Genomic DNA, 23,885 nt, shown 5'->3' on the forward strand with positions numbered 1-23,885 from the left:
GACGCGCGGCGATGGGGCGGCCCCGATGCGGGCCGCCCTTTTTTCTTCCCAAGCCTCGGCCGGGAACGGCGCACGACGCAGGGCGTTGGAGCGTCGTTCCCCAATGCTCAAGGTTTTGCCCGATGGACGTCTTCAATCCATTCCTCGCCCTCGTCTCCATCGGCTTCGGCCTCATCGGCTGGCTCGCTCCCGGTTACACGATGAAGGTCGTGGATCTGCAGCCGGGCCCTACGCCGATGGGTCCGGGCGAGGTGCGCGCGGCCTCGGGCGCGCTTTTCGTCGGGCTGGGCGCGGGCGCGCTGATCCTCGGCGATCCGCTGGCCTATGCGATGATCGGCTTCGCTTGGGGCGGGGCCGCCATCGGTCGGCTCACCTCGCTGGCGCTCGACGGACGGACGACGAAGAAATGGGCGTTCTTCGGGGCCGAGACCGTCGTCGCGGCGCTGGCCCTCTTGATCAACCTCTGAGCATCATCGGTTCGCGTCGAAGACGAAGCTCAGCGCGTCGGTCCCCCAATCCATCGATTCCACGCCGTTCCGGGTCGATCCAAGATATTGCAGCAGCCCCGGGAAGGCCATTGCCATGACCGGCCCGCCGCCCGTGCCGATCACGCCCGCATGGCGCGCCGCGGCGCAGACGTCGCTGTCGGCGGTGTAGGGTCCGCTGCCCCAGACCGCGCCGAAGGCCTCCCCCGCCGCGCAGCCGCAGGCATATTCCGGGACGCTGACCGGGTAGGCCCCGCACATCTCGAGGCCCGCCGGGATGGTCACCGCCACGTCGAAGATGATGCTGCTGGAATAGGCGCCCCAGTTCCGGGTGGTCACGCCGTTCTGCTCGGACCCCGAATAGGACGCTTCGCCGGGTGCGAGACGGGCGGTGATCTCTCCGCCGGTGTCGGGGTCGAAAGCCCCTGCGTGGGCCGCCGCAGCGCAGAGGGCGCTGTCGGCGGTGTAGGGCCCGCTGCCCCAGACGGTGCCGCTCACGTCCCCCGTTCCGCAGACGCAGGTATGGCTTTCGGTATTCGCGGGATAGCGTCCCGGGCAGCTTTCCTGCGCGAGAGCCGCCGCCCCCGTCAGGGCCAGCGCTGCAAGTGCCGGAATACCGGCGGCCCGTCCCCAGAACTGCGCGTCCATGCTGTCCATCCCTCCGCTCGCAGCGGGCCGCAGGATGGCCCGCGACGGCATCCTGCCCGCGGGCGGACGTTGCGGCAAGCCTGTGCGTTCCGAGACCGCAGGTGGCCCCTTGAGTCCGGCGCGGCAGCCTCCTACATTGGACCTGTCTCGCAAGAGACTATGGACATAAACGCGCGTGAAATAAGCGGATCGGACCCGGGGGCGGTACCCGGCGGCTCCACCAGACACCCGGCGTTGGCGGGACATGGGGCCGAAACAGGATCGACGAACGTGTAAAGACGCGGCTTTGTCCCGGTGAGGTACCACCGTTATCGGTCCGTAAAGCATAATTGCCAACGACAATCGTGCTCCGGTTGCCGTCGCTGCTTAAGCAGTGACAAGACCGAAATCTAAGCCCTTGCGCCTAGCAGCGTAAGGCGGGGTTCGCAGGCACCTGGCAACAGAAGCCTGCACTTTCCGCTCCCCATCGCTCATTTTGCATTTTCCGCGGACCCGAGGCGGGCCCTAGCGTCCTGCTTCGACGTCACCCCGCTTCAGGAGCATCCCATGCGCGTCGTCCCCCTCGTGTCCCTCATGGCCGTCCTCGCCCTGCCCGCCTCGGCGGAGGATGCCGAGGATTATCCGAAACTCGGCCCCAATGCGGTGTCCATCACCGAGGCGACGGAGTATCTCCGCGCCGCGGCGGCGCCGGACTACTGGGCCTTCTCGTCTTTCGTGAAGCCGCAGTTCACCACCTCCGCCTGCGGCATCGCGTCGGTCACCGCGGCGCTGAACGGGCTCCGGGGCCTGCCCGGCATGGCGTCCGAGACCGTCCTGAGCCAACCCGAGCTCCTCGATCTCGTGGGCTCGGAGACCTGGACCGCGATCTCCGCGGAGGGCGGTGACGGCGTGACCTTCGCCCAGCTCGAGGAGTTCACCGCCGCGTCCCTCGCCGCCACGGGCATGACCGGATTCGCCGCGACGGGCTGGCAGCCTGCCGCAGAGGACGACGCGACGCTCGCGGACCTGCGCGCCCGCCTCGCCGCGAACGAGGCAAGCGCGGAGGATGCGCTTCTCGTCTATTACAACCAGGGCGTCGTCACCGGCGACTGGGACGGCCCCCATGTGGCCCTGATCGGCGCCTACGATCCAGGCGAGGACCGGGTGCTGATCCTCGAAGTGGACCAGCAGTGGTACATCCCCTACTGGACTCCTGTGCCGATCCTCCTCGAGGCCATGCTGAAGCCCACCGGCGCCGAGCACGGCGTGCTTGAGGGCGAGACGGGCGGTTTCGTCGCCATAGCGCCGGCGACCTGACGCGGCGCTGTCGCCCTCACCCCCGCGCGGCCTGCCGTCGTCTTCGCCGCAGGCCGCCCGCGCGAGGTCTGCCAGCAGCCCGTACGGGGCCCGGCGCGTGAAGCTTTCGTGACGGCGCCCCGGCGGCCTTGCCCCTAACGCCGGCGCAGGCAAAGGGGTCTCCATGACTCACGGCGATCTCTTCCGCGTCTTCGGCCGCATCGGCTGTCTCAGCTTCGGCGGGCCCGCGGCGCAGATCGCGCTCATGCACCGCGAGCTGGTGGAAGCCCGGTCCTGGCTCACCGAGGACCAGTTCCTGCGCGCGCTCGGCTTCTGCATGCTGCTGCCCGGTCCCGAGGCGATGCAGCTCGCCACCTATGCGGGCTGGCGCCTGCGCGGCATTCCGGGCGGGCTGATCGCGGGCACGCTCTTCGTGCTGCCCGGCGCGCTGGTGATCGCGGTCCTCGTGATGCTCTACGCCGCCTGGGGCACCCTGCCGCTGGTGCAGGCGGCCTTCCTGGGCGTGAAGGCCGCCGTCGTCGTCATCGTCGTGCAGGCGATCCTGCGCCTGTCGCGAAAGGCGCTGACGGACACAGCCGCGATTGCCCTCGCGGTTTTCGCCTTCCTCGCGCTCTACGTCTTCGCCCTGCCGTTCCCTTTGGTGATCGGCCTCGCCGCGCTCTGGGGCGCGCTGCGCCCTGCCGCCGCCGCCGACACGGCCCCGCCCAGGGTGGACCGCGCCGCGCTCCTGCGCGTCCTGCTGATCGGCGGGGCGCTCTGGGCGGCGCCGATCCTGCTTGCCTGGGCCGCGGGGGCGGATCTCCTGCTGCAAATGGGCCTCTTCTTCTCGAAACTCGCGGTGGTGACCTTCGGCGGGGCCTATGCGGTGCTGGCCTACATGACGCAGACCGTCGTGCAGGACCAAGGCTGGCTGACCACCGCGCAGATGATCGACGCGCTGGGGCTGGCGGAGACCACGCCGGGGCCCCTGATCCTCGTGACGCAGTTCGTGGGCCAGCTCACCGGCGCGCTTCAGGGCGGCCCGGCCCTTGCCGCGGCGGCGGCGCTGATGACGCTCTGGGTCACCTTCGTGCCCTGCTTCATCTGGATCTTCGCCGGCGCGCCGCTGATCGACTGGCTCGAGGGCCAGCCGCGTCTCTCCGCCGCGCTGGCGGCGGTGACGGCGGCGGTGGTCGGCGTCATCGCCAACCTGTCGCTGTGGTTCGCGATCCACGTCCTTTTCGCCGAGACAACGGTCCTGAAGACGGGGCCCGTCCGCCTGACCGCGCCGGTTCTGCCGAGCGGTCAGCCCATCGCCCTAGCCCTCGTCGCTCTCGCCGCCCTGCTGCTGATCGGACGGCGCTGGCCCCTGCCCGCCGCCCTGGCCGCGACAAGCGCGGCCGGTCTCGCGGCGGGGGCGCTCGGCCTCGCCTGACCCCTTTCCTCCGCCTTCGAATCCCGTATGGTGAGAGGACAAGCCGAAAGGAACCGCACCCCGTGTCCCGCTCCATCGACTACGGAAATCTCATGCACCGGGCCATGCGCGGGCTGATCCGCGAGGTGCTTGACGGGATCGCAAAGAACGGTCTGCCGGGGGCGCATCACTTCTTCATCACCTTCGACACGATGCATCCCGACGTCGAGATCGCCGACTGGCTCTCGGACCGCTACCCGGACGAGATGACCATCGTGATCCAGCACTGGTTCGACAATCTCGACGTGGGCGAGGACGGGTTTGCCGTCACGCTCAACTTCGGCGACAGCCCCGAGCCGCTCTTCATCCCCTATGACGCGATCCGCACCTTCGTGGACCCGTCGGTTGAATTCGGCCTCCGTTTCGAGACTCAGGAAGAGGACGACGCCGAGCACGAGGACGAGGACGACGAGGAGATTGCCGAAGCGCCGATGGCCGAGATGGCCGAGGAGGAGGCCGAGCCAGGCAAGCCCCGCGAGGCCGAGGTCGTCAGCCTCGACCGCTTCCGCAAGTAGGGCCGGAGCCCCGCGCGCGCTGCGACGCGGGGCGCGGCGTTTGCGCGATTGCCGGAACCCGTGCGCCCCGTTATCCGGTATGCAGCCGCATACACGGAGGAGCGCCATGACCGCCACCCGCACCGAGACCGACAGCTTCGGCCCGCTCGAGGTTCCCGCTGACCGCTACTGGGGCGCCCAGACCCAGCGGTCGATCCTGAACTTTCCCATCGGCTGGGAGAAGCAGCCCGTGGCCATCGTCCGCGCCCTCGGCGTGATCAAGCAGGCCTGCGCCGAGGCGAACCGCGAGAACGGCAAGCTCGACCCGCGCCGCGCCGACGCCATCGTCGAGGCGGCGGCCGAGGTGGTGGCGGGCAAGCTCGACGATCATTTCCCGCTGGTGGTCTGGCAGACCGGCTCCGGCACCCAGTCGAACATGAACGCCAACGAGGTCATCGCCAACCGCGCGATCGAGATCCTGGGCGGCACCATCGGCTCCAAGGACCCGGTCCATCCCAACGATCACTGCAACATGGGCCAGTCCTCGAACGACACCTTCCCCACGGCCATGCATATCGCCGTGGCCATGACCGCCCGGGACGTGACCCTGCCGGGGCTGGAGAAGCTGCACGCGGCGCTCGTCGAGAAGGTCCGGGAGTTCGAGGGCATCATCAAGATCGGCCGCACCCACACGATGGACGCGACCCCCCTTACCCTCGCGCAGGAATTCTCGGGCTATGCGCATCAGGTCGCCATGGGCATCGCCCGGGTCAAGGCCGCCCTGCCCCGGATCCACGAACTCGCCCAGGGCGGCACCGCCGTGGGCACCGGGCTCAACACCACGCCGGGCTGGGGCGAGCAGGTCGCCGCGAACATGGCGCGCATCACCGGTCTGCCCTTCGTCACCGCGCCCAACAAGTTCGAGGCGCTCGCCGCCCATGACGCGCTCGTGGAGATGTCGGGCGCGCTTCGGACCGTGGCGGCGAGCCTCTTCAAGATCGCCAACGACATCCGCCTCCTGGGCTCCGGCCCCCGCTGCGGCCTCGGGGAACTGATGCTGCCCGAGAACGAGCCGGGAAGCTCGATCATGCCGGGCAAGGTGAACCCGACCCAGTGCGAGGCGATCACCCAGGTCTGCGCCCATGTCATGGGCAACGACGCCGCCGTGGGCTTCGCCGGCTCCCAGGGGCACTTCGAGCTCAACGTCTACAAGCCGATGATGGCCTACAACGTCCTGCAGTCCATGCAGCTTCTGGGCGATGCCGCGGTGGCCTTCACCGACAATTGCGTGGTGGGCATCCGCGCCGACGAGGAGCGGATCGCGAAGATCATGCGCGAGAGCCTGATGCTGGTGACGGCACTGGCGCCCGAAATCGGCTATGACAACGCCACCACCGTGGCCAAGACCGCCCACAAGAACGGCACGACGCTCCGCGAGGAGGCGGTGGCGCTGGGCTTTGTCACGGGCGAAAGGTTCGACGAGGTGGTGCGGCCCGAGAAGATGATCGGGCCGACGTGAGGGACTATCGATTTCGGCTCGCTGCGCGAGCCGATCCGCCGGGGAGGCTCTGCCTCCCCGGACCCCTCCGGGATATTTCAGGCCCAAAGAATGAGAGGCGCGGCGCTCTGATCCGCAGGACGGCGCGGGAGGTCAGTCAAGCTCGCAGCCGCCCGCGCCGACCCGGCCGATGCTGGCGTCGGAGCCGGTGAGGCCCACCGTGCCCAGCATCCCGTTGCGGTAGAGGCCGATATCCGCGCGGCTGCCCCGGCGCAGGGCGCGCACGAATCCCTGCGCCTGGTCCAGCGTCTCGAAGCTGACGAGGCAGCGGGCCGACCCGGGGAGACATGCGCCGGGGATCAGCTCCTCGGCGCCGTCGTCCACGCTCAGGACAAACAGGGGCTCCATGCCCTTGGGCGGCTCCCAGCCCCGGACCTCGACCGCCGGCAGGCCGCCGTTGCCGCAGGAGACGGCGAGGGAAAGGCCGCCCGGCCCGGGTCCAAGGGCCTCGCCCGCCGGGAGGGGCGCGGGATCGTAGGTCCATTCGGCGCGGGCCGCCTCGGCGGAGAGGGCGAGGCCGAGACAGAGAACGAGAAGACGCATGACAGGGTCCTGTGACGCAAGGGAACGACACGGCATCTTTGGTCCCGTCTTGGCAGCCGGTCAACCGGCCCGAGGACCGAACCCCGTGGCATCGACCGGCGCCCGCGGCTAGACAGACGGAACGACGAAGGGAAACCGCCGGGAATGAGCGAGATCGTCAACCTGAGACAGGCGCGCAAGGCCCGGGACCGGGCCGAGAGGAAGGCCCGCGCCGACGAGAACGCCGCCCGGCATGGCCGCACCAAGGCCGAACGTCTGCGCGAGGCGGCGGAGGCGGACCGGCTTCGCCGCGGCCTCGACGCCCACAGGTTCGAGGACGAAGGCGGAGACGGCGCATGAGCGGCGGCGGGCGGCCCGTGAAACGCTCGCTGACCCTGAGCGGCCACCGCACCAGCGTTTCGCTCGAGGAGGATTTCTGGCAGGCGTTCCGGACCATGGCCGAGACCCGGGGCCTCGCGCTCAACCGGCTGGCCGCGGAGATCGACGCCGCGCGGGACCCGGGCACCGGCCTCGCCTCGGCGATCCGGGTCGCGGTTCTGCGCGATCTCGAGGAAAGGCTGCGTCAGGCCTCGTAGAGGGCCCGGCGAATCCGCAGAAGGTCCGCGGCCTCTTCCTGCTCGGGCGACATCCGCTCTTGCCGTCCGGCGGGCTCGGCGTCCTCGCGCCCGGCCTGCAGATCGTCGCGGAACATCCTCATCAGCTCGGCGGCATCCGCCGTGGTTGCCGGCGGCGCACCATCGGAGTCCGGCGACTGGCGCATGACCCGCAGAATCGTGTCGATCGTCTTTCTCAGCCCCGGGGTCGGCCGAGGCGAGTCCGTCATCTCCTCAAGAGCGCGCATCGTCCCATACCTTTGCATGTCATCACCCCCATCCAGCGCGATGGTTATCCGGGAAACGGCATAGGTTTGGAATGCCCAGAAAGCGCCCCATTCTCCGGGGAACGCGCGCACAGAAGGGCAATTCTTTAAATATCTTCAGGTTCTTAGTCGGGTTTTCGACACAAGGTTGCCCTGTCCGAAAGCAGCCATAATGCTGCCCCAATCCCGACTTCGGCGCCCTGCCCCGTACACGCGGCGGAACCAATCCCGCAGCGTGCGACAGGAGTGTTTCGCGGAGCGTCGCGCCGGCGGCCGAATCAGCCCCCGCGCGGGACACACCGAAGCCAGATTCCGTTTCGCGCCCGCACCGTCAGATGCGCCACGGGTTCGGGCACCCGACCCTCCACGGTCTCGATCCGGAAGGCGCGGCAGAGGAGGCCGAGAAGAAGCACGCCCTCGACCATGGCGAAGCCCGCCCCGGTGCAGACCCGCGGACCGGCGGAGAACGGCATGTAGGCGTCGCGTGCGCAGGCCCTGCCGGACTCGGTCGTCCAGCGGCCGGGGTCGAACGCGTCGGGCCGCTCCCAGAGCCGCGTCTGCCGGTGCAGATGCCAAGGCGACAGCACCACCTGCGCCCCCGCGGGCACGCGCCGTCCGCGAAAGGTCTCGGGCCGTGTCGTCTCGCGCACCATCATCGGCACCGGCGGATAGAGCCGCAGGGTCTCGCGGAACACGTCCCGGGTCACCCGCAGTTTCGAGAGCGAGGAAAAGCTCTCCGTGAGCGTCCCGGCTTCTTCAGCCACCTTCTCCTGCCAGTCCGGGTAGAGCGCCAGCAGGTAGAGAGCCCAGGCCAGCGCCGAGGCGCTGGTCTCGTGACCCGCCAGAAAGAAGATCGCGACCTGGTCCACCATCTCGCCCACGTCGAACCGCTCCCCGGTCTCGGGATCGGCGGTCGTCATGATCTTGGTCGCAAGGTCGTCGGGGGCCGTGCCCGCCTCGATCGCGGCCAGCCGCGCGGCGGTCAGCCCTTCGATCAGGCCCCGGATGCGCCGGGCCGAGGCCCGCGTCTCGCGGCGGAAGAAGCGCGGCATCCAGCGCGGGCCGGGCAGGAAGGCGGCGAGGTTCAGGATCGGCTGGCTGCGCTGGTAGGCGCGGAATTCCTCGAAGACGGCGCGCGCCACCTCGTTCTCGATCGGCAGCGAGAAGAGCGTGCGGAAGATGACATCGGCGGCGGCATGGCTGGTCTCGGCCTCGATCTCCACCGGATCGCCGGTGGCCAGTCGCTCCAGCCGCGCCACGGCCGCCTGCCCCGCCGCCCACATGGCGGGCCAGGTGTCGCGCAGGCGCCCGCCCTCGAAGGCCGGGTCGATGATCCGCCGCTGGCGTTTCCATCGCGCACCGTTCGTGAGGAAGACCGAGTCGCCGAGCAGCGGCCTGAGCCCCGCGCCGATGCGGTCGGATTTCGGGAAATCGTCGGGCCGTTCGCTCAGGACCAGCTTCACCAGCGCCGGGTCATTGGCGAGGTAGGAGCGGAAGAATGGCGTGCGGAACTCGGCCATCCAGGCCCGGTAGAGCCGTTCGGGCTGGGCCGAGAGGATGTCCTTCCGAAACAGCCGCATGTAGCGCCAGAGCGAGACGCGATCGGGGCGCGAGCGCGGTTTCGGCGGGATCATGCGGCCTGCTGGCTCGTGTATTTCGAGGCGGGCCGGGTGATGCGGCTTTTCGAATGGCTGCGGCCCGCGTAGCGCGCGCGCAGGGTCAGCGGCCCCGCGGTGATGCGGAAATAGTCGTAATCCCCGGGCCGGTCGAAGGCGCAGAGATACTGGAAATGGAGCCGGAAGAAACGCCAGCGCAGTTCCTTCCAGCGCTCGGGGCTGAGGGTCCGGGTGAAGGCCGCGGAAAAGACCAGCGGCCAGCGCTGCCCCCGGGGGGCCACGCCGGAGACCGCCACGGGATCGCAGAGCGCGAAGGCGCAGCCGTCGCCGGGGGCGGTCACGTCGACCCAGGTCAGCTCTTCCCGCGTCGAGAGATAGGCGAGATCGGCGCGCAGCCGGTGCGCCTCGGGCAGGAAGGACACCATGGGCATCACCTGCCCCAGCGACAGGAAGGACAGGACCGGGCCGTTCGCGGGCACGCGGCCCTGTCGGATCAGATCGGCCAGGATCGACACGCCCAGATGCGCGCCCGAGGAATGGCCCACGACAAGCACCTCGTCCACGTCTCCGGTCAGCGCCTCGGCGATGCGCGCGCCGAAGGCCGCCATGCGCGCCTCGAGCTCGGGCGGGTTGGCGCCATTCCACTGGGCGGAATAGGCGTAGTCGTGCATGAGGTAATAGGCGAAGAGTCGGTTGTCGCGGGCCTTGAACCAGCGCAGGACCGCGACCGCGACCGCCGCCAGAAGAAGAAGCCGCAAAGCGATGCCCGCCGCCGCGTTCTCGATCACCAGTCCGAGCAGCCATTGCCCCAGCCGCCCCGCGACGGCGCCGAGCCCCAGCGCGATCCCCAGTTGCAGCAGGAGCATTCCCACCGGGTAGAGCGCGGCGATCACCGGGCCCTTGCGCAGCCACATCAGCCGCCGCAGCGCGCCCGAGGCGATGTAGGTCCAGGAACAGCGCAGGAGCTGCAGATAGGTCGCCGGGATCGAGCCCGGCATGGAGCCGCGCACGATGTCGGACCAGACCAGGACCTCGACGTCGGTCTCCACCTCGGCGCCGTCCATCCGGCCGGAGACGTGCCAGCCGTAGGGCCCGCCGCCGCGCTTCGGCGCGAGAGCGATGTCGTAGCCGCTGATCTGCGCCTGCGCGGCGCCCTCCTTGCGGTAGAGTTCCCGATACCGACGCGGATGGATCGGGTCGTAGCCCGGGATGTAGAAGACCTGCCGTCGTCTGACCTCGCGGTCCGCCATTCCGCTCGTTCCTCGCTGAACCGTGACCACGCTAGCGAAAGAATCTGGCCAGAATAAGCACATTGTCCGCCGAAGCCCGGAACATCCTGTGCGCTTGCCCGTTTGACGCGAAAACCGGAGGCTGCCATGTCCCGCAAGGATCTCGTCGATGCGCTGATCGAAACCCAGGGTCGGCTCTATTCCGAGCAGATCGGCGCGGACATCTTCCGCGAGACGCCGCAAGAGCTGTTTCACTGGCTGATCGGGTCGATCCTGCTCTCGGCGCGGATTTCCTCCGGCAATGCCGTCAAGGGCGCGGCGGCGCTGCGGGAGGCGGGGTTGCACAAGATCGACGCGCTGCTCGATGCGGACCGCCGGGAGGTGGTGCGGGTGCTCAACCGGAACGGCTACGCGCGTTACGACGAATCGACCGCCGACTACCTCCGGGAGACCGCCGCCATCTTCCGTGACCGGTTTTCCGGCGACCTGCGCAAGGCTCGGTCGAATGGCAGCACCCTGAAGCGGCTGCAATGCGCCAAGGGCCTCGGTCCCGTGGGCGCGCGGATCTTCGCGCGGGAGGCTCAGGCGGTCTGGGACGAGCTTTTCCCGGAACTGGGGGGGCCGGCGGAGAAGGCCGCCGCGGAGCTGGGCCTGCCCACCGAAGCGGGGGATCTCTCGGATCTCTGTTGCGGCCGGGAGCGGTATGTGCGGCTTGTCGCGGCGCTGACCCGCGTGCAGCTGGAAGGCCCCTCGGAGAAGGTGCAGGAGGCCGCGGGCGTCCGCGCCTGAGACGGCCTCAGCCGAGCATCCCGAGGGCGGGGAAGGTCTCCAGCAGCCAGAAGGCGAAATCGGAGAACTGGCCCGTCACCATCATGAAGCCGACCGTCCAGAGAAGCACGCCCGAGACCTTCTCGATCCGGTCCATGTGCCGCTTCATCCAGGCCATCACGCCCTTCAGCCGCGGAAAGAATGCCGCGACGAGGATGAACGGGATGCCGAGCCCGAGGGCATAGGCCGCGAGCAGCACGGACCCCCGGCCCACGTCCGCCTCGGAGGCGGCAAGGCCGAGGATCGCTCCGAGGATCGGCCCGAGGCAGGGCGTCCAGCCGAAGGCGAAGGCGAGGCCGAGCACATAGGCGCCGAAGGCCGACCCGCCCCGGTCCCCCGCCTCCATCCGCATCTCCCGGTCCATGAAGCCGATGCGGAAGACGCCGAGGAAATGCAGCCCGAAGACCATGATCACGAGGCCCGCGCCCATGACGAACCAGTCCTGCGCCTGCAGGAACAGCCGCCCGAAGGACGAGGCCGCCATCCCCAGCAGCAGGAACACCGTCGACAGGCCCAGCACGAAGAACAGCGCCGAGAGGGTCGCCCGGCTGCGCGCCCGCGCCTCGCCGTCGAGATCGGTCACCGTCACCCCGCCCATGTAGGCGAGATAGGGCGGCACGATCGGCAGCACGCAGGGACTGAGAAACGACAGCAGCCCCGCGAAGGCCGCGATGGCCAGCGCAGGAACGAGCGTCGCATCGAGAAGCAGCATCGAGTCCATGCACTACCTCTAGAGGCCGCCGCGGGCGGCGTCACGCGCCCTTCTGTCACGTTCGGGACAGCCCCCTGCAACATGCCGCACTGGACCGCCGCCCGCGGAGGCACTAGGCGCGGCGGCATGGACAACATCGCCGAAGAGATCGACGCGCGCGGGCTGATCTGCCCCCTGCCCGTCCTGCGCCTGCGAAAGCGGCTTGCCGTGCGCGCGCCGGGCGAAGTGGTGCGGATGCTGGCCGACGATCCGGTCGCGGTGATCGACGTGCCGCATTTCTGCGCAGAGGCCGGCCACGTCCTGTTGTCCACGGGGGACGGCGAGGACGCGACCGGCCGCTGGCAGGTCTACGAGATCCGCAAGGGCTAGGCGCCGGGCCTCAGCGGCCCAGCGACCACCAGCCGCGGCGCTTGGGCTTGCCGTCATGCTCCTCGGCGCCGACGCTTTCGGGTGTCCGCTCCTCGGCTTCGGCGGGCGCTTCGGCCGCGGAGTCCCGGGCGGGCTCCTCGGCCGGAGCCTCGGCGGCAGGCTCCTCGGCCGGTGCGGGCTCCTCTGCCGCAACCTCGGCCCCGGGCTCAGCCGCAGGCTCGTCGGCCGAGGCCTCGGCGACAGGCGCCGCGGGCTCGTCCGCAGGCGTCTCCGCCGCGGCTTCAGCCACGGGGGCGGGCGCGACATCGGCCTCGGCCGCCGCGGCGGTCTCTTCCGCGGCGGGCTTGCGCCGGCTGCGGGACCGGGTGCGGGTCCGCTTGGGCTTGACCTCCTCGTCGCCCGGTTCCGCGGCCGGGGCCGGCTCGGCCGCCACGGGGTCCGGCGTCTCGTCGGCCTCGTCGCCGCCCTCGCCCTCGCCCTCGCCCGAGGACTCCTGTCCCTCGCCGTTCTGATCCGAGCCGGAGCCGCCCTTCCGCCGCCGACGCCGGCGGCGGCGCTTCTTGGGCTTCTCGTCGCCGCCTTCGTCGCCGTCGCCGGTCCGGGCCTCGCCCGCCTCGGCGACAGCCTCCTCCGCCTCGACCTGATCCTCGTCCACGGGATCCTCGTCGGGCTCGGGCTCGGCCAGTATCGAACTGTCGGAGGACACAACCGTCCGCACGATCTCGGCGACGCTGCGGGTCGCGGTCTTGAACTTCTCCAAGGTGAAGTCGGGCGAGATCAGCAGCGGGTCGACCTCGATCCGCACCGACAGGCCATAGCGCGCCTCGATCCCGAAGATATGCTCCCGCTTCTGGTTGATGAGGTAGTTCACGATCCCGCCGGGCGCCTTCACCAGCACCTCGCGCGAGCGGCCGCGGACGCCCTCCTCCTCGATCTGGCGCAGGATCCCCAGCGCCACGTTGTCATCGGACCGCAGAAGGCCGGTGCCGTGGCAATGGGGGCACGGCTGGGTCGTGGCCTCGATCATGCCGGGCCGCAGGCGCTGGCGCGACATCTCGAGGAGGCCGAAGCCCGAGATCCGGCCCACCTGGATGCGGGCGCGGTCGGTCTTCAGCTTGTCCTTCAGGCGCTTTTCCACGGCGGCGTTGTTCTTGCGCTCGTCCATGTCGATGAAGTCGATGACGATGAGCCCGGCGAGATCGCGCAGGCGCAGCTGGCGCGCCACCTCGTCGGCGGCCTCGAGGTTGGTCTTCGTCGCCGTCTGCTCGATCGAGCCTTCCTTGGTGGCCCGGCCGGAGTTCACGTCGATGGCCACCAGCGCCTCGGTCACGCCGATCACGATATAGCCGCCCGAGGGCAGCTGCACCGTCGGGTTGAACATGGAGGCGAGATAGCTCTCGACCTGGTAGCGCGCGAAGAGCGGCATGGGGTCGATGTACTGCTTCACGTTCTTGGCGTGGGACGGCATGATCATCTTCATGAAGTCCTTGGCCGACCGGTAGCCGGCCTCGCCCTCGACGATGACCTCGTCGATCTCCTTGGAATAGAGATCGCGGATCGACCGCTTGATGAGGTTGCCTTCCTCGTAGATCGGCGCGGGCGCAATGCTTTTCAGCGTCAGCTCGCGGACCTGCTCCCAGAGCCGCTGGAGGTACTCGTAATCGCGCTTGATCTCGGTCTTCGTGCGCTGGCTTCCGGCGGTGCGGATGATCAGCCCCGCGCCCTGGGGCACGTTCATCGAGGAGGCGATTTCCTTTAGCTTCTTGCGGTCCGCGGCATTGGTGATCTTGCGGGAGATGCCGCCGCCCCGCGCGGTGTTGGGCATCAGCACGCAGTAGCGGCCGGCGAGCGACAGGTAGGTGGTCAGCGCGGCGCCCTTGTTGCCCCGCTCCTCCTTGACGACCTGCACCAGCAGGATCTGCCGGACCTTGATGACTTCCTGGATCTTGTACTTGCGCGGGCGGGTCTTGCGGACCGGACGCATCTCCTCGGTGTCGTCGCCGGTGACCGACTCGATCTCCGACTGGGCGGCGTCGGCGGCCTCCGCGTCGTCCTCGGCCTCATCCTCCTCGCCGGCGGCGGGCGTCTCGACGGGGGTGTCCTCCACCGTCTCGCGCGGGCTCAGCGCCTCTCCCGGCGCTCCGGCCTCGAAGCCATCGCCCTCCTCCTCGCCGAGGTCGATCGTCTCCATGCCGCTGGCCTCGGCGGTGGCGACCGCATCGCCGTCCTCGGTTTTTGCGGAGCGGGAGCGCGACCGCGTGCGGCGCTTGGGCTTGGGCTTCTCGCCCTCCTCCTCCTCGGCGCGCTCGCGCTCCGCGAACTCGCGTTCCTCGGCCAGGAGCGCCTCCCGGTCCGCCACCGGGATCTGGTAGTAGTCCGGGTGGATCTCCGAGAAGGCCAGGAAGCCGTGCCGGTTTCCGCCGTAGTCGACGAAGGCCGCCTGCAGCGAGGGTTCGACCCGCGTGACCTTTGCGAGGTAGATGTTGCCGGCTAGCTGACGCTTTGCTTGGGCTTCGAAGTCGAATTCCTCGACCTTGTTTCCGTCCACCACCACGACGCGGGTCTCTTCCGCGTGGGTGGCATCGATGAGCATTTTCTTTGCCATGTTATCCGTCTGCACGCGCGGCCCGGCGGCGCCCCTCGGGGCGCCGGACAGGTCCGGACGTGTCTGATCAAGGCGTGAGACGATGCGGGAGGCCGTGCCATGACGTCCCTCGGGACCCCGGCCATGCCTCTGTCTTGCCGCGCGCGCCTCATCGCGTTTCTTCTCCGGTCCGGCGCCTGCGCGCGCGGGCCAATTCGGGCCGGGCGACTAGCTCCCGGCGGTGCGTCGGGCCCACGAGAGGCCAATCGGTCTGTCGGAGGAGCGGCCCGAAAAGCCTGGGCCATCCGCGCCTGCAACAGCGAATTCGTCCGGCCGGGAACCGCAGCGTCGCGGCGGCGGCCGTTCGTCTAGATAAGGGAAAGGCCGCGTCGATTACAATGCCGAATTGGCGGCGGTGGGGCGCGGGCCGGGCTCAAGCCCGGCCCGCCCGCGGCCTGCCACCGGGGAGAGGCGCTGTCACAGGTAATCAGAGCGTTGCAGGCCGTACTTCGCCATCTTCTCGTTCAGCGTCCGGCGCGGAAGCTGCAATTCCTCCATCACCGACACGATCGAGCCCTTGTGCCGCCGCATCGTGTTGTCGATCAGCATCCGCTCGAACGCCTCCACGAACTCCTTGAGCGGCTTGCCCTCGGAGGTCATGGCGGGGGCGGTCTCGGCATTGTCGGCCATGAGCAGCGAGGCGATGGTCCCGGTCCCGCGCCGGTTCTGCAGCACCGCGCGCTCGGCCACGTTCACGAGCTGGCGCACGTTCCCGGGCCAGGGCGCCTGCAGAAGCTGCGCCGCCTCCTGCGCCGTCAGCTCGGGCGCGGTGCAGCCGTATTCGTCGGAGAACTGCTCGGACAGGCGCGTGAACAGCGTCAGGATATCCTCTCCGCGCTGGCGCAGGGGCGGCACCGTGACGCGCAACGCGGCGAGCCGGTAGAAGAGATCCGCGCGCAGCGCATCCTCCAGCGTGCGGCCCTCGTCCTGCATGTTGGAAATCGCGATGATCCGGGTCTCGGCGGGCGTGCCCTGCGCGTTGAGCGCGGTCAGAAGCTTCGCCTGCAGCGCGGGCGTCAGCGCCTCGATGTCCTCGAGCACCAGCGTCCCGCCCCGCGCCTCCTCGACCGCCGGGATCGGCTCCTCGGGCTGGGCCGGTCCGAACAGGCGCCGGGTCAGCGCCTCCTCGTCGAAGGCGCCGCAGCTCAGCAGGATGAAGCTCTTCGACGCCCGCGCCCCCACCGCATGGAGCGCATGGGCCACCAGCGTCTTGCCGGTGCCCGTCTCGCCCTCGATCAGCACATGGCCGTCGGCCTGTCCGAGATCGAGGATATCCTCGCGCAGACGCTCCATGACCGGGCTCGCGCCGATCAGCTTCGACATGATCGCCTGGCCGTCCGACAGCTCCCGCCGCAGGGCGCGGTTGTCGAGCACGAGCCGCCGCGCCTGGGTCGCCTTCTTGGCAAGCTCCGTCATCCGGTCCGGGTTGAAGGGCTTCTCCAGAAAATCCCAGGCCCCCATGCGCATGGCCTCCACCGCCATCGGCACGTCGCCATGGCCGGTGATCATGATGACCGGAAGAGCGCTGTCGATCCCCTTGAGCTTCTTCAGGAACTGCATCCCGCCCATGCCCGGCATCTTGATGTCCGACACGACGATGCCCGGGTAATCCGGCCCCAGCCCCTTCAGCGCCTCCTCGGCGCTGGCAAAGGTCTCGGTGTCATAGCCCGACAGGGCCAGCCACTGGCTGATCGACTGGCGCATGTCCTTTTCGTCGTCGACGACGGCGATCTTCATGGCCTGGGCCATAGCGTCCTTCTCCTCGTCATTCCGCGGCGTCGAGGTCGTCGGCCTCGTCCTGCCACACCGGCAGGTCGACCTCGAACACCGCACCTCCGGCGGCGGCGTTGCGCGCCGTCAGCCGGCCACCGAAATCGCCCACGATCCCCGAGGAGATCGCCAGCCCGAGCCCGACGCCGTCGCCGGGCTCCTTCGTCGTGTAGAACGGCTCGAACAGCGCATCGAGATCCTCGATGCCCGGACCGTTGTCGCGGACCGTCAGCCGGATCGTCTCGCCCACGGCCAGAAGCACGTCCACCTTCGGCTCCTCGGCCTGTTTCGTGGCATCGAGGGCGTTGCGCAGCAGGTTGATGATCACCTGTTCCAGCCGCACACGGTCGCCCCAGACCAGCGCGGGCGTGGACGGCAGGGTTTTCGTGATCACCACCTCGCGCACCGACAGCTGCGGCTCCATCATCGACAGTGCCGATTCGACCGCGGCGCGCGCGTCCACCGGTTCGAACTGGCTGCCCCCTTTGCGCGCGTAGCTCTTGAGCTGGCGGGTGATCGCTCCCATGCGGTCGATCAGGTCGTCGATCCGCTGGAAGGAGGACAGCGCCTCCTCCGGCCGCTTTCGGCTCAGGAGAAGCCGCGCGCCCGCCAGATAGGTCTTCATCGCCGCGAGCGGCTGGTTGAGTTCGTGGCTCACCGCCGCCGACATCTCCCCCAGCGCAGCCAGCTTCGACGACTGGGCCAGCGTCTGCTCGGCAACCTGCAGGTTCGCCTCCGCGCGCCTGCGCTCCGCGATCTCGCGCTGGAGCCGCAGGTTCAGCCGCCTGAGCTCCGCCGATTCGCGCTGGAAGAACAGCACCCGGCTGCGGGCCTTGCGGTTCATCGCCCAGAACACGCCCGCCAGCAGGATGGCGAAGCCCATGATCTCCAGCGCCAGCACGCCGTTCACCCGCTCGCGCACGCTGGCGTAGGTGGTGAAGGTGACCATCCGCCAGCCGCGGAACGGCACCCGGGTCTCCACCCGCATCACCGCCTCGCCGCGCAGGTAGGCGTCGATCGGCAGCGCGGACCAGTCCTGCGTCACGCGGATCGCCCGTTCGATGGCCGAGGGCGCAGATTGCCGCGCCAGCGCCTCGCTCTCGGACAGACCCCGCCAGCGCGGTTCCGTCGACAGAACGATCCGGCCCTCGCTGTCGGTGATCAGCACCGCGTCGGCGACCCCGGCCCATTGCCGCTCCAGCTTTGCCAGATCGACCATGACCACGATCACCCCGAGGCCCGTGCCCTTGTCCTCCACCTTGCGCGAATAGGCGAAGGCGTAGCCCCCCTCGTCCCGCGGGGATGTGGTAAAGACGGTGGAGGAGCCGCGCAGGGCCTCAACGAAGAAGGCCGACTGCCGGTGCCCCTCGCCCAGCCGGTTGCGGTCGGTCGCGGCGACAACCCGCCCCTCGCGGTCCAGCAGCAGCAGGGAGGCCGCGCCGATCTCGTCGACGAAGGAGATCAGCCGCTGGGTGGACTGGCTGTAATCGGCGGAATTGAGCGCGCCGATCAGCTGCGGATCCCGCGCCAGGAGCTGCGGCACGATGGAGGCGCGCTGCAGCTCGCTCATCAGGTTGCCCACATAGAGCGTGGAGCGGATCTCCGCGCGGTTCTTCGTGGTCTCGGTGAACCGCTCGGTCAGGAACTGGTTGGTGATGTAGACCGTGACGATGGCCACGACCACGAGTGCGGCGAATGCCGTGCGCAAGGGCCAGCGCGCGCCAACGCGCGGGATGTCATCGGTCTTGCTCGCCATTGATCCATTTTACGGGCGTGGCCGCCCGGTCACAAGCGCAGCACCTCAGGCGGCCTGAAGAACACCCAGTATCGAGCGGAAAAGCGCCTGTCCCTCGGTGCCGCCATGGCCCTCGTCCACCGCCCGCTCGGGATGGGGCATCATCCCCAGAACGCGCCGGTTCTCCGAGAGAATCCCGGCGATATCGCGGGCGCTTCCGTTGACCGCCTCGGCATAGCGGAAGGCCACCCGATCCTCGCCCTCGAGCCGGTCGAGCGTGGCCTCGTCCGCCTGGAAATTGCCGTCGTGATGGGCCACGGGCAGAGCGATCCGCGTGCCGGCGCCATAGGCTTCGGTGAAGGCGCTGTCGCCCGTGACCACGTCGAGCGCCACGGTCCGGCAGACGAACTTCAGCCCCGAGTTGCGCATCAGCGCGCCGGGAAGGAGGCCGGTTTCGGTCAGCACCTGGAAGCCGTTGCAGACGCCGAGGACATAGCCGCCGCGCTCGGCATGGGCCCGCAGCGCCGTGGCGACGGGCGAATGGGCGGCGATGGCGCCGCACCGCAGGTAGTCCCCGAAGGAAAAGCCCCCGGGCACCGCCACGAGATCAAGGCCCGCGGGAAGGGCTGTCTCCTTGTGCCAGACCATCTCGACCTCGGCGCCCGCAGCGCGCAGGGCCACGGCCATGTCCCGGTCGCAGTTCGACCCCGGAAAGACGATCACGCCTGCCTTCATCCGCCCGTTCCTCTCCAGAAAATCCGCGTCAGCCCGGACCAGACCAGCGCCGCGAGCCCGAGCGCGGCCGCCCCGATCGCGGCCACCACGGCGGGCACGAACCACATTCCCGCAAAACTGTCGATCCGCACGTTTCCGCGATGGCCCGGGATGGCGCGGATCGCCGCCGTCTCGCCGATATCGAGATCGAAGGAGGAATGCCCGCTGCCGACACTGGCGCGGTAGGCCCCACCGTTCATGCTGTAGGTGAAGACCGGCTCGTAATTGATCCGTCCACGGTCGAAAATCGTTTCTCCCGGCCAAGCGTATCGCTCGACCACCGTGCCCGTCACCCGCTCCGACCTCACCTGGTAGACCAGCGCCTCCAGCGCCAGCAGCGCGGCCGCGGCAAGGCAGAGCACCGGGAAGACGAAGACCACGATCCGCCAGCGCGCCCGCCAGCCCATGCCCCGCATCAAGGCGGCCGCGGCCAGCCGGAAGTGGATGGCGCCCATCTCAGCCGCCGAAATCGGTGACCACCGCAACGCCCGGCGGCGTCGGCCCGTCCATGGCCGCGAGCTCGCCCGACACCTCCGACAGGGCGATCCGCCGTCCGATCATCGGTGAGAGGTCCAGCCGCCCTGCCTCGATCAGGCCCAGCAGCGACGGATAGCGATGCGCCGCCATGCCGCGCGTGCCATGCACCGACAATTGCCGCCCGTAGAGCACGTCCCAGGGCAGCGCCATGCGCGCGGCCTCTCCGGCGGGCATGCCCACCTGCACCATGCGGCCCCGGTGGCGCAGGCTGCGCAGCGCAGCCTCCACCGTCTCGGGCCGTCCCAGCGCCTCCAGCGCCACATGGGCGCCGCCGCCCGTGGCCTCGCGCACCGCCTCGGCCGCGTCTCCGTCGCGGGCGTTCACCACCGCCTCCGCGCCGAGCGCCCGTGCCTGCGCAAGCTTCCCGGGCACCACGTCCACCACCACGACCCGCGCCCCCAGCGCCAGCCCGAGGATCAGCGCCGCCGTGCCCACGCCGCCGCCCCCGAAGATCGCCAGCCACTCGCCGCCCTGAAGCCGCCCCGGCCCGGTCAGCGCCGCCCAGGCCGTCGTCGCGCGGCAGCCGAGCACCGCGGCCAGCGCCGGATCGAGCCCCCCGGGCAGCCGCGCCAGGTTCGCCGCCGCATGGGGCACGGCCAGGTATTCCGCGAAACTCCCCGGCGCGGTGAAGCCCGGCAGCACCTGCCGCGCGCAGACGGTCTGGTGGCCCGAGGCGCAATCGGGACAGGCGCCGCAGGCCAGGATGAACGGCGCCACGACCCTCTCGCCCGGGGTCCAGCCCGCGACCTCCCGGCCGGTCTCCACGATCTCGCCGCAGAATTCATGCCCCGGCACGAAGGGCAGCGGCACCGGGTCCGCGCCGGTCCAGACATGCCAGTCGCTGCGACAGACACCCGAGGCCAGCACCCGCAGGACCACGCCATCGGGCGGACAGTCGGGAGAGGCGATCTCGCGGCAGACGAGCGGCTGGCGGACGGCCTCCAGCACGGCCGCGCGCATCAGGGGAACTCGATCCGGTAGCTTTCCATCACCGTGTTGGCGAGGAGCTTGCGGCACATCTCGTCCACCTCGGCCTCGGTGGTGCCCTCGGCGAGGTCGAGCTCGATGACCTTGCCCTGCCGCACCCCCTCCACGCCGGAGAATCCCAGCGCGCCCAGGGCATGGCGCACCGCCTCGCCCTGGGGGTCGAGAACCCCGGATTTCAGCATGACCGTCACCCGCGCCTTCATGGCCCCTCCCCTCGCGCCGGCAGGACCTTGCCCGCCCGCGCCGTCAATTGATCAGCGTCGGTTTCGGCATGTGCGTCGCGTTGGACGGCATCACGCCCAGACGCCGCGCCACCTCGGTATAGGCATCCGTGAGATTGCCGAGGTCCTTGCGGAACACGTCCTTGTCCAGCCGCTCGCCCGAGCTCATGTCCCAGAGCCGGCAGCTGTCCGGGCTGATCTCGTCGGCCACGACGAGGCGCTGGTAATCGCCGTCCCAGACACGGCCCACCTCGATCTTGAAGTCGACGAGCTTGATGCCGACGCCGTACATGACGCCCGAGAGATAGTCGTTCACCCTCAGCGCCAGCGCCACGATGTCGTCGAGATCGGCCTGGGTCGCCCAGCCGAAGGCGATGATGTATTCCTCGGGAACCAGCGGATCGCCCAGCTTGTCGTCCTTGAAGCTGAACTCGATGATCGGGCGCGGCAGCGGCGTGCCCTCCTCCATCCCGAGCCGGCGCGCCATGGAGCCCGCGGCGAAATTGCGCACGATCACCTCGAGCGGGATGATCTCCACCTGCCGCACCAGCTGCTCGCGCATGTTCAGGCGGCGCAGGAAATGGGTCGGGATGCCGACCTGGCCGAGGCCGGTCATGAAGAACTCGCTCAGGCGGTTGTTCAGAACCCCCTTGCCCTCGACCACCGCGTGTTTCTCGGCATTGTTCGCGGTGGCGTCATCCTTGAAATACTGGACAAGCGTGCCCGGTTCGGGGCCTTCGTAGAGTATCTTCGCCTTGCCTTCGTAGATCTTCTTTCGGCGCGCCATCCGGAACCTCGGCAATCAGGGGACGCCCCGCCGGGTTGCGGCAGGGACGCGAGGCTTCCCCATATGCCAAGACCCCCGCTTTGCCAAGCGCCGCGCCCCGCGCCCGCCTGCGGCACGGGCGCGGTTGCATGGGCGCGCGCACTGGGCCATATCCCGGGCCAAGGGATGAATGTTGTGCCGGGGGACCGACCATGAGCACCTTTGACGACCGCGAACACGCCTTCGAGGCGAAATTCGCCCATGACGCGGAAATGCAGTTCAAGGCCGAGGCCCGCCGCAACAAGCTCGTGGGCCTCTGGGCCGCGGGTCTTCTGGGCAAGTCCGGCGACGAGGCGCAGGCCTATGCCATGGAGGTGGTCAAGGCCGATTTCGAGGAGGCCGGCCACGAGGACGTCGTGCGCAAGCTCACGGGCGATCTGGGCGACCGGGCGACCGACGCGGAGATCCGCGCGAAGATGGCCGAATGCCTGACGGAGGCCAAGGCCCAGCTGATGCAGGAAGCCGGCTGACCGGACGCCGTCCGGGCCGCCGCCCGCGCGATTTGCCTTTGCGCCCGCCCGGGCGGCATGGCACGGGGGGCAATGACCCCTGGAGAGACGCGCCATGCTTGAGGCTTCAGCCCAGACCCCGCTCGACCGGATGCTTGCCGCCCGCGACTGGATCCTCGCGGACGGGGCCACCGGGACCACGCTCTTCAACATGGGGCTGCAGTCGGGCGATGCGCCCGAGTTGTGGAACGTGGAGCATCCGGACCGGATCGCCGCGCTCTACCGGGGCGCGGTGGAGGCGGGATCGGACCTGTTCCTGACCAACAGCTTCGGCGGCAACGCCTCGCGGCTGAAGCTTCATGACGCGCAGGGCCGGGTGGACGAACTCAACCGCGCCGCCGCGGAGATCGGCCGCGAGGTCGCCGACGGCGCGGGCCGCCCGGTCGTCGTCGCGGGCTCCGTCGGGCCCACGGGCGACATCATGGCCCCCATGGGCACGCTGACCCACGAGGCCGCCGTCGAGATGTTCCACGAACAGGCCGAGGCGCTGAAGGCCGGGGGCGTCGACGTGCTCTGGCTCGAGACGATCTCGGCCCCCGAGGAATTCCGCGCCGCCGCAGAGGCCTTCGCCCTCGCGGACATGCCCTGGTGCGGCACGATGAGCTTCGACACCGCGGGACGCACGATGATGGGCATGACCTCGAGCGCCATGGTCCGCATGGTGGGCAAGCTGCCGAACCCGCCGCGCGCCTTCGGTGCCAATTGCGGGACAGGCTCCTCGGATCTGTTGCGCACTGTTCTGGGCTTTGCCGCCGCGGGCCCGGAACTGCCCGTCATCGCCAAGGGGAACGCGGGGATTCCGAAGTACCACGACGGCCACATCCATTACGACGGCACGCCCGAGCTGATGGCCGACTATGCGGTGATGGCCCGCAATGCGGGCGCGCGGATCATCGGCGGTTGCTGCGGCACGACGCCCGACCACCTGCGCGCCATGCGCGCCGCCCTCGAGACCCGCGCCCCGGGCCCCGCCCCCACACTCGAGGAGATCGCGGGATCCCTGGGGGCGTTTTCCTCCGCCGACGACGGGACCGGCGACACCTCCGGCGCCCCCGCCCGCGAGCGGCGCGGCAGGCGGCGGGTCTGACAGGGCGTCGGGGCGCGCATGGACGCGCACCCTGCGGCTCTGGTCAGCCCGGCTTGCGCGCCACGAGATCGACGAGGGCGGAGCGGCCGGAATGCCCCCGCCCCTCGTGGATCTCGGCGTCGTAATCGGCCAGCCGAAGGATCTCCCATCCCGCGAAGGCCGCGGCGAGCAGCTCCTCGGTATACATGTTCTCGGCGGCGGGCGGGCCGCCGGTGCCATAGCCCACCTGCCGCGGCGCATAGCCGTGGAGCAGCAGAAGCCCCCCGGGCCGCACCGCCCCGCCGAGCCGGACGAAGGCGGCCTCCCGCGCCGCGGGGTCGAGGAACTGGATGAAGATCGCCACGACGGCATCGAAGGGCCGGGTCCAGTCCCAGCCCTCGATCGTCGCCACCTCGTGCGCCACTTCGGCACCGCGCTCCGCGGCCAGCGCCCGCGCCCGCTCCACCCCGGCGGCGGCGGCATCGAAGGCCGTCACACGGTGGCCCCGTGCGGCGAGCCAGACCGAGTTCCGCCCCTCGCCGTCCGCGACGCAGAGCACTTCGGAACCGGGCGGCAGATGCGCGGCCTGGGCCGCCAGGAAGGCCGCGGGCTCGGTGCCGAAGAGATAGCCCTCCGAGGCCGCGTAGCGTTCGTTCCAGAAATCCGATGCCATGGCGGCACCCTGCCAGCCCGGCGCGGCGAGGGCGAGAGGAAAGCCGTCCGGGG

Annotated in this window: 26 protein-coding genes and 1 other RNA gene; 12 read left to right on the forward strand and 15 right to left on the reverse strand. The window is 69.8% G+C overall.

The window, feature by feature from the left end; translation table 11 throughout:
* Positions 1-122 precede the first annotated feature (122 nt).
* Positions 123-467, forward strand: coding sequence for a DUF4345 family protein (locus tag EAT49_RS02585; RefSeq protein ID WP_123640700.1), 345 nt, complete (start codon positions 123-125; stop codon positions 465-467).
* Positions 468-470: 3 nt separating this feature from the next.
* Here the strand turns inward: EAT49_RS02585 and EAT49_RS02590 are convergent, their stop codons facing one another.
* Positions 471-1,133 (reverse strand): LCCL domain-containing protein, encoded by a 663-nt coding sequence (locus EAT49_RS02590; RefSeq protein ID WP_185020612.1) that lies wholly within the window; start codon positions 1,131-1,133, stop codon positions 471-473.
* A gap of 105 nt (positions 1,134-1,238) precedes the next feature.
* Here EAT49_RS02590 and ssrA point away from each other — a divergent pair.
* The 5 genes from ssrA to fumC all read left to right on the forward strand — a co-directional run bounded on the left by ssrA (position 1,239) and on the right by fumC (position 5,895).
* Positions 1,239-1,587: a transfer-messenger RNA gene (ssrA, locus tag EAT49_RS02595) on the forward strand.
* 92 nt (positions 1,588-1,679) lie between these two features.
* Positions 1,680-2,429 (forward strand): phytochelatin synthase family protein, encoded by a 750-nt coding sequence (locus EAT49_RS02600; RefSeq protein WP_123640702.1) that lies wholly within the window; start codon positions 1,680-1,682, stop codon positions 2,427-2,429.
* 163 nt (positions 2,430-2,592) lie between these two features.
* Positions 2,593-3,843 (forward strand): chromate efflux transporter, encoded by a 1,251-nt coding sequence (gene chrA / locus EAT49_RS02605; RefSeq protein WP_123640703.1) that lies wholly within the window; start codon positions 2,593-2,595, stop codon positions 3,841-3,843.
* Between the two features lie 62 nt (positions 3,844-3,905).
* Positions 3,906-4,397, forward strand: a complete 492-nt coding sequence (locus tag EAT49_RS02610; protein ID WP_123640704.1) for an SspB family protein — start codon at positions 3,906-3,908, stop codon at positions 4,395-4,397.
* A gap of 106 nt (positions 4,398-4,503) precedes the next feature.
* Positions 4,504-5,895 carry a class II fumarate hydratase gene (gene fumC, locus EAT49_RS02615; protein WP_123640705.1) on the forward strand — a complete coding sequence of 464 codons (1,392 nt, stop codon included), beginning with the start codon at positions 4,504-4,506 and terminating at the stop codon, positions 5,893-5,895.
* Between the two features lie 132 nt (positions 5,896-6,027).
* Here fumC and EAT49_RS02620 read toward each other — a convergent pair whose 3' ends face one another.
* Positions 6,028-6,477, reverse strand: a complete 450-nt coding sequence (locus EAT49_RS02620; RefSeq protein ID WP_123640706.1) for a hypothetical protein — start codon at positions 6,475-6,477, stop codon at positions 6,028-6,030.
* Positions 6,478-6,621: 144 nt separating this feature from the next.
* Here EAT49_RS02620 and EAT49_RS02625 point away from each other — a divergent pair, with 144 nt between their 5' ends.
* Positions 6,622-6,816, forward strand: a complete 195-nt coding sequence (locus tag EAT49_RS02625; RefSeq protein ID WP_123640707.1) for a DUF4169 family protein — start codon at positions 6,622-6,624, stop codon at positions 6,814-6,816.
* Positions 6,813-7,052, forward strand: coding sequence for a ribbon-helix-helix domain-containing protein (locus tag EAT49_RS02630; RefSeq protein WP_123640708.1), 240 nt, complete (start codon positions 6,813-6,815; stop codon positions 7,050-7,052). The genes EAT49_RS02625 and EAT49_RS02630 overlap by 4 nt, the downstream gene beginning before the upstream one ends.
* Here the strand turns inward: EAT49_RS02630 and EAT49_RS02635 are convergent.
* The 3 genes from EAT49_RS02635 to EAT49_RS02645 form a co-directional block, all read right to left on the reverse strand.
* Positions 7,040-7,318: a hypothetical protein gene (locus tag EAT49_RS02635; protein ID WP_148078725.1), complete on the reverse strand. Its 279-nt coding sequence runs from the start codon at positions 7,316-7,318 to the stop codon at positions 7,040-7,042. The two genes, EAT49_RS02630 and EAT49_RS02635, sit on opposite strands and share 13 nt — an antisense overlap.
* Before the next feature lie 296 nt (positions 7,319-7,614).
* On the reverse strand, positions 7,615-8,970 hold the full coding sequence (locus EAT49_RS02640; protein WP_123640710.1) for a cytochrome P450: 1,356 nt from the start codon (positions 8,968-8,970) through the stop codon (positions 7,615-7,617).
* Positions 8,967-10,202 carry a hypothetical protein gene (locus EAT49_RS02645; RefSeq protein ID WP_123640711.1) on the reverse strand — a complete coding sequence of 412 codons (1,236 nt, stop codon included), beginning with the start codon at positions 10,200-10,202 and terminating at the stop codon, positions 8,967-8,969. The genes EAT49_RS02640 and EAT49_RS02645 overlap by 4 nt, the downstream gene beginning before the upstream one ends.
* Before the next feature lie 126 nt (positions 10,203-10,328).
* Here EAT49_RS02645 and EAT49_RS02650 point away from each other — a divergent pair, with 126 nt between their 5' ends.
* Positions 10,329-10,970, forward strand: coding sequence for a hypothetical protein (locus tag EAT49_RS02650; RefSeq protein WP_123640712.1), 642 nt, complete (start codon positions 10,329-10,331; stop codon positions 10,968-10,970).
* Positions 10,971-10,977: 7 nt separating this feature from the next.
* Here the strand turns inward: EAT49_RS02650 and EAT49_RS02655 are convergent, their stop codons facing one another.
* The gene (locus tag EAT49_RS02655) at positions 10,978-11,730 is read right to left on the reverse strand and encodes a cytochrome c biogenesis CcdA family protein (RefSeq protein ID WP_123640713.1); all 753 of its coding nucleotides are present in this window, start codon (positions 11,728-11,730) and stop codon (positions 10,978-10,980) included.
* A gap of 117 nt (positions 11,731-11,847) precedes the next feature.
* On the opposite strand from EAT49_RS02655, the gene EAT49_RS02660 reads away from it, so the two are divergent.
* Positions 11,848-12,090: a sulfurtransferase TusA family protein gene (locus tag EAT49_RS02660; protein ID WP_123640714.1), complete on the forward strand. Its 243-nt coding sequence runs from the start codon at positions 11,848-11,850 to the stop codon at positions 12,088-12,090.
* Positions 12,091-12,100: 10 nt separating this feature from the next.
* On the opposite strand, the gene EAT49_RS02665 is transcribed toward EAT49_RS02660, so the two are convergent.
* The 8 genes from EAT49_RS02665 to purC form a co-directional block, all read right to left on the reverse strand.
* A complete protein-coding gene (locus EAT49_RS02665; protein WP_221181418.1) occupies positions 12,101-14,695 on the reverse strand; it encodes an Rne/Rng family ribonuclease in 2,595 nt (864 codons plus the stop codon).
* A 456-nt stretch (positions 14,696-15,151) separates the two neighbouring features.
* Positions 15,152-16,483 carry a sigma-54-dependent transcriptional regulator gene (locus tag EAT49_RS02670; RefSeq protein WP_123640715.1) on the reverse strand — a complete coding sequence of 444 codons (1,332 nt, stop codon included), beginning with the start codon at positions 16,481-16,483 and terminating at the stop codon, positions 15,152-15,154.
* Positions 16,484-16,499: 16 nt separating this feature from the next.
* On the reverse strand, positions 16,500-18,260 hold the full coding sequence (locus EAT49_RS02675; RefSeq protein ID WP_123640716.1) for a sensor histidine kinase: 1,761 nt from the start codon (positions 18,258-18,260) through the stop codon (positions 16,500-16,502).
* Positions 18,261-18,305: 45 nt separating this feature from the next.
* Complete coding sequence (gene purQ / locus EAT49_RS02680) at positions 18,306-18,974, reverse strand: phosphoribosylformylglycinamidine synthase subunit PurQ (protein ID WP_123640717.1); 669 nt, start codon at positions 18,972-18,974, stop codon at positions 18,306-18,308.
* Entirely contained in the window at positions 18,971-19,468 is a 498-nt protein-coding gene (locus EAT49_RS02685) for a hypothetical protein (protein WP_123640718.1), read from the reverse strand. The genes purQ and EAT49_RS02685 overlap by 4 nt, the downstream gene beginning before the upstream one ends.
* Before the next feature lies 1 nt (position 19,469).
* On the reverse strand, positions 19,470-20,510 hold the full coding sequence (locus EAT49_RS02690) for a zinc-binding dehydrogenase (RefSeq protein ID WP_123640719.1): 1,041 nt from the start codon (positions 20,508-20,510) through the stop codon (positions 19,470-19,472).
* Positions 20,510-20,740 (reverse strand): phosphoribosylformylglycinamidine synthase subunit PurS, encoded by a 231-nt coding sequence (gene purS, locus EAT49_RS02695; RefSeq protein WP_123640720.1) that lies wholly within the window; start codon positions 20,738-20,740, stop codon positions 20,510-20,512. The genes EAT49_RS02690 and purS overlap by 1 nt, the downstream gene beginning before the upstream one ends.
* Before the next feature lie 43 nt (positions 20,741-20,783).
* Positions 20,784-21,545 (reverse strand): phosphoribosylaminoimidazolesuccinocarboxamide synthase, encoded by a 762-nt coding sequence (gene purC, locus EAT49_RS02700; RefSeq protein WP_123640721.1) that lies wholly within the window; start codon positions 21,543-21,545, stop codon positions 20,784-20,786.
* A gap of 191 nt (positions 21,546-21,736) precedes the next feature.
* Between purC and EAT49_RS02705 the strand changes: the two genes are divergently transcribed.
* Both EAT49_RS02705 and bmt read left to right on the forward strand, forming a co-directional pair.
* The gene (locus EAT49_RS02705) at positions 21,737-22,054 is read left to right on the forward strand and encodes a DUF1476 domain-containing protein (RefSeq protein WP_123640722.1); all 318 of its coding nucleotides are present in this window, start codon (positions 21,737-21,739) and stop codon (positions 22,052-22,054) included.
* A 94-nt stretch (positions 22,055-22,148) separates the two neighbouring features.
* The gene (gene bmt / locus EAT49_RS02710; protein WP_123640723.1) at positions 22,149-23,180 is read left to right on the forward strand and encodes a betaine--homocysteine S-methyltransferase; all 1,032 of its coding nucleotides are present in this window, start codon (positions 22,149-22,151) and stop codon (positions 23,178-23,180) included.
* A 43-nt stretch (positions 23,181-23,223) separates the two neighbouring features.
* Here the strand turns inward: bmt and EAT49_RS02715 are convergent, their stop codons facing one another.
* Positions 23,224-23,832: an SAM-dependent methyltransferase gene (locus EAT49_RS02715; protein ID WP_123640825.1), complete on the reverse strand. Its 609-nt coding sequence runs from the start codon at positions 23,830-23,832 to the stop codon at positions 23,224-23,226.
* Positions 23,833-23,885 lie beyond the last annotated feature (53 nt).

The sequence above is a fragment of the Histidinibacterium lentulum genome (assembly GCF_003789055.1).
Lineage (GTDB): Bacteria > Pseudomonadota > Alphaproteobacteria > Rhodobacterales > Rhodobacteraceae > Oceanicola > Oceanicola lentulus.

Coding starts and splice junctions, on each gene's coding strand:
- EAT49_RS02585 (WP_123640700.1), top strand. CDS start 123: ATGGACGTCTTCAATCCATTCCTCGCCCTCGTCTCCATCGGCTTCGGC.
- EAT49_RS02590 (WP_185020612.1), bottom strand. CDS start 1,133: ATGGACGCGCAGTTCTGGGGACGGGCCGCCGGTATTCCGGCACTTGCA.
- EAT49_RS02600 (WP_123640702.1), top strand. CDS start 1,680: ATGCGCGTCGTCCCCCTCGTGTCCCTCATGGCCGTCCTCGCCCTGCCC.
- chrA (WP_123640703.1), top strand. CDS start 2,593: ATGACTCACGGCGATCTCTTCCGCGTCTTCGGCCGCATCGGCTGTCTC.
- fumC (WP_123640705.1), top strand. CDS start 4,504: ATGACCGCCACCCGCACCGAGACCGACAGCTTCGGCCCGCTCGAGGTT.
- EAT49_RS02620 (WP_123640706.1), bottom strand. CDS start 6,477: ATGCGTCTTCTCGTTCTCTGTCTCGGCCTCGCCCTCTCCGCCGAGGCG.
- EAT49_RS02625 (WP_123640707.1), top strand. CDS start 6,622: ATGAGCGAGATCGTCAACCTGAGACAGGCGCGCAAGGCCCGGGACCGG.
- EAT49_RS02630 (WP_123640708.1), top strand. CDS start 6,813: ATGAGCGGCGGCGGGCGGCCCGTGAAACGCTCGCTGACCCTGAGCGGC.
- EAT49_RS02635 (WP_148078725.1), bottom strand. CDS start 7,318: ATGCGCGCTCTTGAGGAGATGACGGACTCGCCTCGGCCGACCCCGGGG.
- EAT49_RS02640 (WP_123640710.1), bottom strand. CDS start 8,970: ATGATCCCGCCGAAACCGCGCTCGCGCCCCGATCGCGTCTCGCTCTGG.
- EAT49_RS02645 (WP_123640711.1), bottom strand. CDS start 10,202: ATGGCGGACCGCGAGGTCAGACGACGGCAGGTCTTCTACATCCCGGGC.
- EAT49_RS02650 (WP_123640712.1), top strand. CDS start 10,329: ATGTCCCGCAAGGATCTCGTCGATGCGCTGATCGAAACCCAGGGTCGG.
- EAT49_RS02655 (WP_123640713.1), bottom strand. CDS start 11,730: ATGGACTCGATGCTGCTTCTCGATGCGACGCTCGTTCCTGCGCTGGCC.
- EAT49_RS02660 (WP_123640714.1), top strand. CDS start 11,848: ATGGACAACATCGCCGAAGAGATCGACGCGCGCGGGCTGATCTGCCCC.
- EAT49_RS02665 (WP_221181418.1), bottom strand. CDS start 14,695: ATGGCAAAGAAAATGCTCATCGATGCCACCCACGCGGAAGAGACCCGC.
- EAT49_RS02670 (WP_123640715.1), bottom strand. CDS start 16,483: ATGGCCCAGGCCATGAAGATCGCCGTCGTCGACGACGAAAAGGACATG.
- EAT49_RS02675 (WP_123640716.1), bottom strand. CDS start 18,260: ATGGCGAGCAAGACCGATGACATCCCGCGCGTTGGCGCGCGCTGGCCC.
- purQ (WP_123640717.1), bottom strand. CDS start 18,974: ATGAAGGCAGGCGTGATCGTCTTTCCGGGGTCGAACTGCGACCGGGAC.
- EAT49_RS02685 (WP_123640718.1), bottom strand. CDS start 19,468: ATGGGCGCCATCCACTTCCGGCTGGCCGCGGCCGCCTTGATGCGGGGC.
- EAT49_RS02690 (WP_123640719.1), bottom strand. CDS start 20,510: ATGCGCGCGGCCGTGCTGGAGGCCGTCCGCCAGCCGCTCGTCTGCCGC.
- purS (WP_123640720.1), bottom strand. CDS start 20,740: ATGAAGGCGCGGGTGACGGTCATGCTGAAATCCGGGGTTCTCGACCCC.
- purC (WP_123640721.1), bottom strand. CDS start 21,545: ATGGCGCGCCGAAAGAAGATCTACGAAGGCAAGGCGAAGATACTCTAC.
- EAT49_RS02705 (WP_123640722.1), top strand. CDS start 21,737: ATGAGCACCTTTGACGACCGCGAACACGCCTTCGAGGCGAAATTCGCC.
- bmt (WP_123640723.1), top strand. CDS start 22,149: ATGCTTGAGGCTTCAGCCCAGACCCCGCTCGACCGGATGCTTGCCGCC.
- EAT49_RS02715 (WP_123640825.1), bottom strand. CDS start 23,832: ATGGCATCGGATTTCTGGAACGAACGCTACGCGGCCTCGGAGGGCTAT.